We start from the raw sequence: 13,133 nt of genomic DNA, 5'->3' as shown, positions 1-13,133 counted from the left end.
GTTTTATTTTTAAATCATATCTTTTATTGGCGCAAACGTACGTCGATGAATGGGTGTTACACCGTATTTTTCTAACCCGAGAAGATGTTCTTTTGTTCCATAGCCTGCATTGTTTTTAAATCCATATCCAGGATATAATTCATCATATTCTTCCATTAATCGATCTCTTGTTACTTTTGCAATAATACTGGCTGCTGCAATCGAAATGGAGCGTGCATCCCCTTTAATCAAACTTTCTTGTGGTTGGGGAACGTCTAACTGCATTGCATCAATTAACAAATAATCTGGTGCAAAAGCTAAATCGTCAATTGCCATTTTCATCGCTTGTTTAGTTGCTTGATAAATATTAATTTGATCAATGACTCCTTGATCAGCGATACCTAACCCGATAGCGACAGCCTGTTCTTGAATCTGGTTATATAACGTTTCCCGTTTTTTAGCAGATAGTTTTTTTGAATCATTTAAGCCTAATAACTGACAATCTTTCGGTAAAATAACTGCAGCTGTCACAACAGGGCCAGCTAATGGTCCGCGGCCTACTTCATCAATTCCTGCAATTAAACGATGGCCTTTTTTATAGGCCGCTTCCTCAAATTGACTCATTTCTTTAAAAAGTTGCCATTCTTTTTCTTTGGCTAACTGGCGACGTTCCCATTGTTTGATCGCTTGTTGCACTCCTGAACGTTCATCTTCTCGCCAGCTTGCTAATCGTTCATCGGTTGCATCAATGACAGTTAGCAACGCTTCTTTGATTGCCTGAATCGACTCTTTTGCCATATTATTCGTCTCCTAGTTCTTCCCAGCGGTCCAAAGTATATGTACCTAATTTTCCACTGCGAATTTCTAAAATAATCATTTCGCTGGCTCGATTATAATCATCTCTAAAACCACGTTTTTGGCTAATTAACATCAACTGTTCTGGAGCAGGTAAAAATAGCTCTTCCTCTGTTAAACCATATCGTTCCGTCAAACGTTGCGGATAAAAACGTGCAAAAAATTCTAATCCATAAATCGCCAAATCATCTAAATGCAATAATTGATCTTTTATAGCGCCAGTTAAAGCTAATTTTTTCCCAATTTCTTCATCTTCAAATTTTGGCCAGAGAATTCCTGGTGTATCCAGTAATTCCAATTGGGAACCAGAGCGTAACCATTGTTGTCCTTTTGTCACGCCTGGCTTGTTCCCAGTTTGCGCAATTTTTTTTCCGACTAAACGATTCATTAAGGTTGACTTACCAACATTGGGGATCCCAATACACATTGCGCGAATCGCACGCGGTTTCAAGCCTTTCGCCTGTTCACGAGCCAATTTTTCTTTTAACGCTTCCTTGGCTGCTGGCACAATTTTATTGATTCCTTTATTTTGTTGGGCATTGATGACTAGGGTTTGGTACCCTTTCTTTTGAAAGTAATGTTGCCATTTTTTATTTTGGTCGTTATCTGCTAAGTCCCCTTTATTTAAAAGGACTAATCGTGGTTTTTGTTGGACAATTTGGTCCATCATTGGGTTACGGGAAGAAAGCGGTAACCGCGCATCAACTAGTTCAAATACAATATCGACATATTTGATTTTTTCCGAAACTTCTCTTCTTGCTTTGGCCATATGGCCGGGAAACCATTGAATGGTCATAATCTGTTCAAATCCCTTCTTTAACACATTGTTTCTTTGATTCAATTCTTCAACGAGTCCTGTGTTCCGCGTAGATTCTTGCGAAAAAACACCTTCTCTAGTTTAACATATTTTTCACGGATTTGATTTATTTTCTGTAGTGTTCTTTAAAAAACAAAAAAGCTGAGCCAAACTCACTTTGGATTTTGTCTCAGCCTTGTACACTGGCAAAGTATAGAAAGAAGTAGGTCAAGCTCTTCTCAAGACCGACTCAAGAGTATTTCTGTTTTTACTTGTTATTTAGCATGAAGTAAATTTTCTTTACAATGAATTAACTCTGTTAAAAACTGACAGTACGGTGTAGCAATCCCATAGACTTTCCCTTTGCGAACAATTGCTCCATTGATATAATCAATTTCGGTTAAACGATGATTGGTTATTAAGTCCTGATACATCGATGGATGGTGCAGACCAATTGTTTCTCGATTATAACACGAGCGGATTTGTTGAAGGACTGCTTGTTTATCTAACGTAACTTGTTCCGCTTCAGCGACTGCTAAAAATTCATTAACTATTTGTTGAACAATTTGATCTGCTTGCTCTGTTTCGCCAAAGTCTGCCATATTACAATCCAACAAAGTACATAAACCATTCATTGTTCCATTTACACAGGCCTTCTTATAAATGGATGATAAAATATTCTCAGAATAACGTGCATTTAAGCCAGCGTTATTTAATACCTTAATGACTGCTTCTGCTGCTTGTTCACTTTGCGCTCCTAAATTTTGTAAATCAATCGAACCATTGCCAAATAAATTTACTTTACCCGGTCCTTCTAACCCAGCGGTCCACATTGTGTTTCCTAATAAAATATTTTCGTATGGCACGTATTTTTTGATAATATCTTCGTGACCAATTCCATTTAACAAGCATAAAACTTTCGTATTTTTATTAAGGAAATGTTCTAATGCTTCAAGCATTCCTTCCAGTTGCATTGCTTTTGTAAATAGGATAACTAAGTCTGCTGTAAAATCGATGCTTGCTACTTCTGTCTGAGGATAGATAGGAATTTTAGCGGTCACCACTTCGCCATTAAAATCAGCAACTAACCCGTTTTTTCTTATTGCTTCAATATGTTCTGGCCAACCATCAACAAAAATAACGTCATTTCCTGCTTGATGTAACATTAGTCCAAAACGACTGCCCATAGCGCCAGCACCTGCGATAATAATCTTCATTTCTTTTCCTCCGTTCAATTTTTTATTTTTAGGTAAAAATCTGCTAAGAAAATCTCTATCTCTTACTTTTATAGCAATAAAAAGGCAAAACATATGTTATATTATAAGTGATCTATTTGTTATTTTTTATCCAAGCACATTTGTGTAAGCGCTTTTAAAAAGAAAGGGAGTTTCTGATGAATATTCAGCTTTTAAAGTACTTCATTGAAATTGTTAATACCCGCAGTTTATCGGCGGCCGCTCGCAATTTATTTGTCACCCAACCAACACTTTCTTTAGCATTGAAAAAAATGGAATCTGAGTTAGGCACAGCGTTGTTTGATCATTCTGATCAACCGTTTCAATTAACCGATACAGGTCTTTATTTATATGAACATGGCCAAGAAGTTGTTTTTCAATTCGATCAATTGGTAACAGATATTCGTGAAATGAACCAGAAACCAGTTAAAAAGCAATTGCGTTTAGGCTTAACTACTTTATTTGCTGTACAATTTATGAAAGAAATTTCACGATTTTTAACAACCCATCCACATGTGAATTTAATATTACAGCAAGATGGCTCGCCAAAATTACAAACGATGTTAGCAAATAAAGAAATTGATATGGGACTAATTTCTTTCCCAAATACCTTACCTGAAATTATTCATATTGAACCTTTAGAAACGACTACCAAAGGCTACCATGTTTATGTCGTGGTACCAGAATCAAATCCTCTCTCTCAACATGAAAAATTAACTTTTAAAGATTTGAAAGATCAACGATTTTCATCGTTAAGTGATAATTTTATGATTGGTCGCCTACTACTAGATCGGACTCGGAGCTTCGGTTATGAGCCGAATATCATTTTGCATAACGATGATTTACAAGTACTTCTTTATAGTTTACAAAAAAATAATTCGATTTGTTTGCTACCGATTGAATATTATGAAGTGGGAAAAAGTCAGGGACTGAAATGGATTCCTTTAAAAGATAAGTTTGACTATTTCCCCATCGGCATTGCTTTGCGCCGCGATTTTAGTATGACAGAAGATGTTAGAGATTTTATCCAAATCATTAAAGAAAATTAATGGATAGCCTAGCCTTGATAAGCAAAGACGACTTTACTATCATAAAGTTTCAACACTTTTTCAAATAAGAATTTTGAGAATAAACCCGCGACAATTGGGACAACAAACCAAGAAAAGAGTAAAGGTAAGATCCCTAAGCCCGCATCCAATGAAGCAAGTGGCCCCACGAGTCCAACCAAGCCAAATCCAGCCGATTGTGGGGTTCCTGAAATGTTGAATAGAACCACAGGAATTGCTGAAATAGTCGCTGTAAATAAACAAGGAATTAAAATAATTGGGTATTTAAATAAGTTAGGCATCATCATTTTCATACCGCCCAAAGAGACAGCCAGTGTCACTCCCGATTGGTTGACATTCCAAGAATTAATCACAAGAACAACAGTTGTGGCTGCAATTCCCATTGCGGCAGCACCTGCAGACAAGCCATTCAACTGAATCGCCAAACCGATTGCCACAGTAGTGATTGGTGAAATAATCAGTGCAGCAAATGAACAAGCAATTAAAATACTCATGATAATTGGCTGGAAATCAGTAAAATTGTTAATCACTTTACCAATGGCGACCGTGATCTGTGTCACATATGGGTAAATCAACATGCCAAACAAGCCTGCACCTACTCCAACAACGATCGGTAAAGCAATGATTTCCACTGAACCGAATTTTTTATCGATGACTAATAAAAGTAAGACTGCAACAGAAGCGGTAATCATAATATTAATGATGTCACCAGTGCCTGCACCAATAAAGCCTTTCACTTCTGAATTAAATTTAATCACGCCAGAGCCAGCAAATGCTGCACCGCCAGCAATCATCATTTTCTGTGGCGTTAAGCCAAATTGAAAAGCAATCAGTCCACCAATAATTAAAGGGGTGGCTAGTTGGAAAATTTGCGCCGCATGAATAATCATTTCGATAATCTTGTATTCTGCAAAATATTTTAAAATGGCTCCTAATACAGCATTGGGAATTAAGGCGATAATGGTGCCGGAAGCTGTTCCAGCTAACACTTTGTTAAAAAATATTCTTGGGGTTAATTGAGCATCCAGTTTATCAGTGGGCATTTTCAACACTCCTATTGATTATTTTTGTTTTTTTAGAATAAGTTTGAGAATGATTGAACTTTCTGTTAGATAAAGAGCGGCCTCAAAGAAGAGCGTTTATTTCTTTGAGGCGCTTTTTATTTAACTAAAGTAAGGAACGATTTTTAATATACATCCGTATCCGCATTATATTTCGCTAAATTATCTTTAACATCTCGCAAGAACTTACCTGCTTGTTGTCCATCTAAAATTCGATGATCAATAGAAAGACATAAGTTAACCATATCTGCCACTTTAAAGCCTCCATCTGCGGTTGGCACAAGGCGTTTATTAATTGACTCTACTTGTAATATCGCAGCTTGTGGATGGTTAATAATTCCCATCGATTGGACGGAACCTAGTGTCCCAGTATTATTAAGGGTAAAGGTCCCTCCTTGCATTTCTTTGCTTGCTAGCGTTCCTTGTCGGACTTCTTGTGCCAAGCGATTGATTTCTTTAGCTAGCCCTGCAATCGAATAGTTATCCGCTTGTTGAATCACTGGCACGTAAAGATGCTCGTCTGTCGTTACAGCTATGGATAAATTAACATCTTTATGATAAATAATTGAGCCATCATCCCAAGATGTATTGATTTTTGGATTTTTCTTTAACGCTTGAATGACTGCTTTGGCAAAAAATGGGAAGAAGCTTAGAGACAGGCCTTCTTGTTGTTTAAATTCATCTTTTAATGAATTTCTAAGTTGGACTAAGTTGGTCACATCCGCTTCCACCATTAACCAAGCGTGAGGGATTTCGTTGACACTTTGGACCATTTTTTTAGCAATTGCTTTACGTACAGGATCTGCAGAGACAATTTTATCTGTGGTTGTTTCAGTTGGACTAGCTGTTGCGGCGCTTTCATTTTGCGAAGCAACTGGCTCCTCTGAAATTGAAGGGCTAGTTCCTGGACTCACTGTTTTCTCAGGTGTTCTTGCCTGTGTTGGTGTAAAGTTTGTAACATCTTTTCTAGTAATTCGACCATCACGACCTGTCCCTGTAACTTGTGTTAAATCAATCTTTTTTTCTTGGGCAATTTTAAGGACTGCTGGGGAATAACGACCATTATTTTTTTGATGGGACGTCGCAGTGCTTGTTGTTTCAACCGTTTCATGTTCTTGTGCTTGTTCCGCACTTGCTTCTTTCACTGGTGCTAAAGTAGCTTCTTCTGTTTTTTCGGTTGTTTCTTCTGTCTCTAACGTCATCACCGCTGTTCCGATGGGCACATCTGTATCTAGAGAAATCAGAAATTCTTTTACTACACCATCAAAATCTGATGGGACTTCCGTGGTGACTTTATCAGAAACGACTTCCATTAAGGGATCATAGCGTTTCACTGAATCTCCTGGTTTAACTAACCATTGGACAATGGCTGCCTCTGTGACACTTTCGCCTAGATGAGGCATTTTGATTTCTTTTGTGGCCATTTATTTTTTCCTCCTTGCTTCAATTAAAATTCTGCTAATTCTTTCATTGCTGCTAATACTTGCTCTTCATTGATTAAAAATTCTCTTTCTAAAGGTAATGCATAAGGCATGCTTGGACAATCAGGTCCTGCAAGTCGTTGAATCGGTGCATCTAAATCAAAGAGAGCATCTTCTGAAATCATTGCCGCAATTTCACTCATCACGCTGCCTTCTTTATTGTCTTCTGTTACGAGTAAGACCTTCCCTGTTTTCTTAGCTGCAGCTACTAATGTTTCGCGATCTAAAGGATATAATGAGCGAACATCGACGATTTCGGCATCAATTCCTTCAGCGGCTAGTTTTTCCGCCGCAGCTAAAGCTAATTGCAAGGTCATGCCGTAACTAATCACGGTTAAATCACTACCCGTTCTAACGACATTGGCTTTGTCAATTGGTACGATATAATCATCTGCAGGCACTTCATCTTTTAGTAAACGATATAAACGCTTATGTTCGTAAAAAATGACTGGATCATCGGAACGAATCGCTGCTTTAATCATCCCTTTTGCATCATAAGGATTAGAGGGGGTCACAACTCTTAATCCTGGTTGTCCACAAAAAACTTTTTCTGTAGACTGAGAATGATACAGCCCACCACGAACACCGCCGCCATAAGGGGTCCGATAAACGATTGGCGCAGTCCAATCGCCTTTTGTTCTATAGCGCATTGTCCGAGCCTCTGATAACAATTGATTGGTTGCAGGCAAAATGTAATCCGCAAATTGAAATTCACCAATTGCGCGATAGCCCATTAAACCTAAGCCGACAGCTAAACCACCAATTAGGCCTTCTGTTAACGGTGTATTAAAACAACGCTCGTCACCGTATTTAGCAGCCAAGCCCTTTGTTACACCGAACACGCCGCCTTTGTCGCCGCCGACATCTTCTCCAAAAATAACTACTTTTTCATCACGAGCCATTTCTTCAGAAATTCCTAAGTTAATTGCTTCTAAATAAGTCATCTCAGCCATTATATTTCTTCTCCTCTTCTCTTATTTTGCATACACTTCTTCTAAAATTGATGTCGGTACAGGATCTGGCATTGCTTCTGCTTCATCCGTTGCTTGATTGATTTCTGCACGAATTTCTTCATCAATTTTGGCAATGTCTTCGTCTGTTAAATAGCCCTCTTCTAATAATTGTTTTTCAAAAAGCTTCACTGCATCGTTCTTTTTCATCTCTTCAATTTCTTCTTTTGAACGATAAACAGATTGATCATCGTCAGCGGAATGAGAAGTCAAGCGAGAAACCATTAATTCAATCAATTTTGGTCCTTTTTTCCCGCGAGCCGCTTTTACTGCTTCTTTAAACGCTAGATAGACTTCAGTAAAATCACTACCATCAACGGTTACACCTTCAAAGCCATAAGCTTTCGCGCGATCGGCCATTCGTTTATTGGCATACTGTTCTTCAATTGGGACAGAAATCGCATATTCATTATTTTCAACAACAAAAATGACTGGTAATTTTTTTACGCCTGCAAAGTTCATAGCTTCTTGGACTTCTCCTTGATTGGCAGAGCCTTCCCCAGTGGTGGTCAATGCAACAAAATCAGCTTTTTGAAGTTGCGCTGCATAACCAACACCTGTCGCTAATGGCATTTGTGTACTTACTGTTGAAGAGAAGGAAACAATATTATGCTCTTTTGAACCATAATGATTCGGCATTTGACGACCATGGGAAGAAGGATCCGCTTCTTTTCCAAAAGAACCCATTAAAATATCTTTGGAGGTCATGCCCCAAACCAAGCACGCGGTCATATCACGATAATACGGTAAAAAATAATCTTTTTGAGGATCAAAAGCCATCGCCATCGCTACTTGTGCAACTTCTGCCCCTTGACCAGAAATATTGAAAGAGGTCTTACCAATCCTTGTTAATTGCCACAACCGTTCGTCTAAACGACGTCCTCGTAGTACTTGACGATATGCCTGAATCAATTCTTCTTTTGATAAACCCGATTTTTTAAGCGTTTTCATTTTCATCAACCTTTCTCTATTTGTGAATCGCTAAGCCATAAGTATCTAAGGCTGCTTCTTGCAATACTTCTGTCATTGTTGGATGCGCGTGGATTGCTTCACCAATTTCAATGGGCGAGGCATCTAAATACATGGCAGTACTTGCTTCGGCAATTAAATCCGTGACATGTGGCCCAATCATAGAAACCCCTAATAAATCATCGGTCTTCTTGTCACGAATTACTTCTATAAAGCCATCTGTTTCTCCATAAACAAGTGATTTACCATTACCATTAAAATTAAAGGTGCCAATCACTACTTCTTTATCTTCTGGTAAAGTTTCTCTAGTATAGCCGACACTTGCTATTTCAGGATTTGTATAAACACCTCGAGGCACGTTTGTATAATTTAAAGGTTCCACTGTCTCGCCTAAAAGATGCTGAACAGCTAACTCTCCTTCTTTCATAGCCACATGGGCTAGTTGAAGTGTATCGATACAATCACCAATCGCATAAATATGTCCTTCTGTGGTTTGATAAAATTCATTTACTTCAATGCCTTTGTCAGTATATTTCACTGAGGTATTCTGTAACCCTAACTTATTGATATTGGGTTGACGACCAATTGCTACCATGACTTTGTCAACAGTGAGGCTTTCTTGTCCTGCAACTTCTACTTGAACCTTTTGTCCAGTAACTTTCGCTTCTTGGACTTTGCTACCTAATAAAATGTTAATTCCTCGTTGCTCTAAACGTTTCTTTAATTCTTTAGAAATTGTTGCACTTTCATTTATAAGTAACCGATCCAAAAATTCAATGATAGTTACGTTGACACCTAAACTATTTAATAAAGAAGCCCACTCGACACCAATAACGCCACCACCAATAATTGCAATTGATTCTGGTAGCTCTTCTAATTCAAGCATCCCATCAGAAGATAAGATAAATTCTTCATCCAGTGGCAAATTAGGTAACGTTTTAGGACTAGAGCCTGTCGCAATAATGACATTTTTAGGAACGATAATTTCTTCTTCTCGTGTTGGATCATTAAACGTAACTGCCACTGCGCCAGAGACTGGTGAAAAAATGGAGGGACCTAAAATCGCACCTTCGCCTGCTAAAATTTTGATTTTATTTTTCTTGCATAAGCCTTCAACACCTTTGTGCAACTGCTCAACAATTCCTTCTTTTCGTTGTTGTATTTTAGAAAAATCAATGGACGCTGCCTCTGTTTCAATCCCAAAAGAAGCCGCTTGTTTTAAGGTATCAAAAACCTCTGCGCTTCTTAATAAAGCTTTTGTAGGGATACAGCCTTTGTGCAAACAAGTGCCACCTAATTTGTATTTTTCAACAATTGTGACGTTTAGCCCTTTTTGTGCGGCTCGAATTGCAGCTACATAGCCTCCTGTTCCGCCACCTAAAATCAGTAAATCTGTTTGTTCCGCCATTTTGATCACTCCTGCTCAATTTTTGCTTCACTATAATTTAAAGCTTGTTCTTCCCCTGTTAATACTCGATTGACGCCTTCATATAAAGCAGCCATCTCCATTTCACCTGGGTAAACCTTAATTGGTGCAATCCAAGTGACTTTTTGACTAATTTCTTGAACAACGGTTTGCGAATAGGCTGCGCCCCCTGTTAAAATAATTGCATCAATTGTGCCTTCAAGAACCACGGCCATCTCGCCAATACTTTTTGCGATTTGGTAACACATTCCTTTTAAATAGTAATTTGCTGTTTGATCACCTGCAGCTATTTGTGCTTGGATATGCCGTAAATCTGTTTCACCTAGGTATGATTTAAGACCGCTATTACCCGCAATTAGCTTTTTCACTTGGCTAATCGTTAACTCCTGTTCAAGTATCCATTGCGCAAATTCAACGAGCGGTAAGGCACCACTGCGTTCTGGCGTATAAGGACCTTCACCATCAAGCCCATTTACCACATCCACCATGCGGCCTTTTTGATGCGCCCCCAAGCTAATGCCCCCACCTAAATGAACAACGATAAAATTGCTTTGCTCATATGTTTTCCCTAAATCCTCAGCGATTTTTCGAGCGACCGCTTTTTGATTTAAGGCGTGACCAACGCTACGCCGCTGAATGCCTTTTAATCCAGAAATCCTGGCTAATGGCTGTAGCTCATCTACAACAACAGGATCGACAATAAAGGCTGGCACGTGATATTTTTCTGCAAACTCATTAGCTAAAATCGCCCCTAAATTTGAAGCATGGGTATTAAAGCGTTCTGTCCGCAAGTCTTCTAGCATTTGTTGGTCGACAAGATACGTACCGCCAGGAATAGGCTTAAGCAAACCACCACGCCCCACGACAGCGGCTAATTGTGTGATGTTATGTGTTTCTAAAAATTCCGCGATCATTTGTTTTCGAAATGGTGTTTGACTGACAACATTTTCAAAAGGTGCCAATTCTTGGACGCTATGTCTAAGCGTTTCTTCTGCCAAGCAATCATGATTAGCAAAAAGCGCTAACTTCGTGGAGGTCGAGCCAGGATTAATAACCAATACTGTTTCCATTTTTTTCTGCTCCTTTTTTTAAACTTGTCTCATGGCAAATCTTAATGAATGGAATTTGCTTTCTGTTGAATCGCTTCTAGATGTTAAAACGACTGGGACTTTTGTGCCAACAATCGTTCCTCCCACTTTGGCGTGCCCAAACAAGGTTAATGATTTGTATAAACAATTTCCAACATCAATAGTTGGGACCACTAAAATATCTGCATCCCCCATGATAGGACCGCTGTAACGTTTATGCGCAACCGCTTCTTCAGAGGTCGCTAAATCAAGCGAAAGTGGCCCAAAAACCGTAGCCTCTTGTTGACCATTAAAATGTGCCGTGACTTCTTTTGCTAAAACAGACGAAGGCATTTTAGGATTGAAATTTTCCGCTGCGCTTAACAAAGCAATTTTCGGGTGATGCAATCCCAATTTTTGGGCGACTTCTTTAGCATTTTCAACAATTTCAATGAGGGTTGCTTGAGTGGGAGCGATATTCATCGCACAATCGGTTAACAAGAAGGTTTTTCCTGCAGGCAGCTCCACCATTGCTACATGGGAAAGAATCGGTTTATTTTTTAATTGATGCTCACTTTTCAACATTTCTTTTAGTAATGTGTGGGTCTGAATAATTCCTTTCAATAAAATTTGTGCTTGACCAGTTGCAACTAAACTGACAGCTTCCTGTGCTACCGTGGCCTCATCTGAGCAATGAACATATTTCCAGAGATTTTCAGTATCAAGATTTTCATTTGTATCAAATACAATAAACTGCAATGGTTGCTCGGCTTCTTTTAGTGCTTTTTTAACTAGCTGTAAAATCTCTGGTTGTGAACCTCCTGCAATTGAAACAGTGATCATTTTCTCACCTCATTTTTTCTTCTTTACACTTTAAATCTACCTCAGTATGTAAGCGCATACAAATTGTTAATTTTTATGTCCTTATTAATATTTTTTATAGAGAAGGAAAAGCTTAGTAAATCAAGCTTTTCTTTCTCTAAACAATTGTTATCTAATTTACTTTTCATGAAAAAACTTCTTTTCTAAGAATGAAAGGAAAACTTATGCTTCGGCACAGCTGTTTATTTATGTCAGATCCTAAAGCATGTTATACTTTAGATACTTATTTTTAGGAGGAATTAAATGGCACTACTACTATTCTTTTTGTTTATCGCCCTACTAGGATTTGGTATATTAAAAATTAATAACCGCAGTATCCTCGGCGGTATCACTCTGGCTTCTGGCACCTTATTGTCATTAGTCACCTTACTATTTATCGGACTAGACAAAATTTATTTACATTTTAAGAATGGCGACCTAATTACTTTGGCCATTGCTTATCTATTAATTCCCGCTGTGTTTATCGGCATTTGCCTTTACTTTATTTTTAACTCACGTACGATGCAAACGAAAGAAGGCAAAAGTGTCACGGCTAAATTGTCTGCTGGCCTAGGGCTGAACTTATTAATTGCTTTACCCGCCTTTCTATATTTATTATCAGTTGGCACAGCGCAAATACCTTATGTGCTTTTTCTGTTCTTACTTTTTCTATTGTTAATGGATCTTTTGCTGACCTTTCTATTTGCTGCTTACGTCTTGTATTCATGGATGTACCAAATGATTCCTTTAAAAAAAGCGGTTGATTATATCATTGTTTTAGGTTCAGGAATTCGTAGCGAGGAAGTACCTCCACTTTTGAAGAGTCGGTTAGATAAAGGGATTGAATATTATGAAAAAAATCCCACCGCTAAATTTGTAGTCAGCGGTGGTCAAGGTCCTGACGAACCTGTGGCCGAAGCTTTCGCAATGAAAAAATATTTGCTTTCACAAAATATTCCTGCAGAAGCAATTTTGATGGAGGACCAATCCACAACCACTTATGAAAATATGTTGTTTTCTAAAGCAATAATTCAGGCAGATTGGCAAAAGATGCCGTCTGATTCTAAACAACCCTCTGTTATTTTTTCAACAAATAACTATCATGTCTTACGAGGAGCTATGTATGCCCATCGTGTCGGCTTAAAAGCTGAAGGTGTCGGGGCGCCAACTGCCTTATATTTTTTACCAACTGCTCTAATCCGAGAATACATTGCCTTACTGGTTCATGATAAGCGAATTGTGCTTTTTGTTTTTCTACTTGTCACTCTTCTTTTAGGAATCAGTATCTTACCCATCTAAAAAAACAGCGACTCACATTTTTGTGAG

The 13,133-nt window shown here is 38.4% G+C and carries 11 protein-coding genes and 2 pseudogenes; 2 read left to right on the top strand and 11 right to left on the bottom strand.

Annotated elements, in window-relative coordinates; translation table 11 throughout:
• Positions 1-9: 9 nt before the first annotated feature.
• The 3 genes from IGK86_RS07485 to IGK86_RS07475 form a co-directional block, all read right to left on the bottom strand.
• Positions 10-777: a ribonuclease HII gene (locus IGK86_RS07485; protein ID WP_016617357.1), complete on the bottom strand. Its 768-nt coding sequence runs from the start codon at positions 775-777 to the stop codon at positions 10-12.
• A 1-nt stretch (position 778) separates the two neighbouring features.
• Positions 779-1,630, bottom strand: coding sequence for a ribosome biogenesis GTPase YlqF (gene ylqF / locus IGK86_RS07480; RefSeq protein WP_002357480.1), 852 nt, complete (start codon positions 1,628-1,630; stop codon positions 779-781).
• A gap of 275 nt (positions 1,631-1,905) precedes the next feature.
• Positions 1,906-2,847: a 2-dehydropantoate 2-reductase gene (locus IGK86_RS07475; protein WP_025193958.1), complete on the bottom strand. Its 942-nt coding sequence runs from the start codon at positions 2,845-2,847 to the stop codon at positions 1,906-1,908.
• Between the two features lie 176 nt (positions 2,848-3,023).
• Between IGK86_RS07475 and IGK86_RS07470 the strand changes: the two genes are divergently transcribed.
• Positions 3,024-3,914, top strand: coding sequence for a LysR family transcriptional regulator (locus IGK86_RS07470; RefSeq protein ID WP_010775861.1), 891 nt, complete (start codon positions 3,024-3,026; stop codon positions 3,912-3,914).
• Between the two features lie 8 nt (positions 3,915-3,922).
• Here the strand turns inward: IGK86_RS07470 and IGK86_RS07465 are convergent, their stop codons facing one another.
• The 8 genes and pseudogenes from IGK86_RS07465 to ptb form a co-directional block, all read right to left on the bottom strand.
• A complete protein-coding gene (locus IGK86_RS07465; protein WP_002384478.1) occupies positions 3,923-4,975 on the bottom strand; it encodes a PTS sugar transporter subunit IIC in 1,053 nt (350 codons plus the stop codon).
• Between the two features lie 143 nt (positions 4,976-5,118).
• A pseudogene (locus IGK86_RS07460) lies at positions 5,119-6,054 on the bottom strand (dihydrolipoamide acetyltransferase family protein); the annotation flags it as partial.
• Between the two features lie 192 nt (positions 6,055-6,246).
• Positions 6,247-6,396 (bottom strand): annotated as a pseudogene (locus IGK86_RS07455) (biotin/lipoyl-containing protein); the annotation flags it as partial.
• Between the two features lie 44 nt (positions 6,397-6,440).
• The gene (locus IGK86_RS07450; protein ID WP_002357475.1) at positions 6,441-7,427 is read right to left on the bottom strand and encodes an alpha-ketoacid dehydrogenase subunit beta; all 987 of its coding nucleotides are present in this window, start codon (positions 7,425-7,427) and stop codon (positions 6,441-6,443) included.
• Between the two features lie 21 nt (positions 7,428-7,448).
• Positions 7,449-8,441 carry a thiamine pyrophosphate-dependent dehydrogenase E1 component subunit alpha gene (locus tag IGK86_RS07445; RefSeq protein ID WP_002360226.1) on the bottom strand — a complete coding sequence of 331 codons (993 nt, stop codon included), beginning with the start codon at positions 8,439-8,441 and terminating at the stop codon, positions 7,449-7,451.
• A gap of 10 nt (positions 8,442-8,451) precedes the next feature.
• Positions 8,452-9,861 carry a dihydrolipoyl dehydrogenase gene (lpdA, locus tag IGK86_RS07440; protein WP_010713372.1) on the bottom strand — a complete coding sequence of 470 codons (1,410 nt, stop codon included), beginning with the start codon at positions 9,859-9,861 and terminating at the stop codon, positions 8,452-8,454.
• Positions 9,862-9,866: 5 nt separating this feature from the next.
• Complete coding sequence (buk, locus tag IGK86_RS07435) at positions 9,867-10,949, bottom strand: butyrate kinase (RefSeq protein ID WP_002397335.1); 1,083 nt, start codon at positions 10,947-10,949, stop codon at positions 9,867-9,869.
• 18 nt (positions 10,950-10,967) lie between these two features.
• The gene (gene ptb, locus IGK86_RS07430) at positions 10,968-11,789 is read right to left on the bottom strand and encodes a branched-chain phosphotransacylase (protein ID WP_016617354.1); all 822 of its coding nucleotides are present in this window, start codon (positions 11,787-11,789) and stop codon (positions 10,968-10,970) included.
• Between the two features lie 282 nt (positions 11,790-12,071).
• Here ptb and IGK86_RS07425 point away from each other — a divergent pair, with 282 nt between their 5' ends.
• On the top strand, positions 12,072-13,106 hold the full coding sequence (locus tag IGK86_RS07425; protein WP_002382358.1) for a YdcF family protein: 1,035 nt from the start codon (positions 12,072-12,074) through the stop codon (positions 13,104-13,106).
• The last annotated feature ends 27 nt before the right edge of the window (positions 13,107-13,133 follow it).

It is taken from the genome of Enterococcus sp. DIV1206, from assembly GCF_051712485.1.
Taxonomy (GTDB): domain Bacteria; phylum Bacillota; class Bacilli; order Lactobacillales; family Enterococcaceae; genus Enterococcus; species Enterococcus faecalis.
The sequence above is the reverse complement of the archived record's forward strand: the minus strand, read 5'-3'. Positions and strand labels throughout refer to the sequence as shown.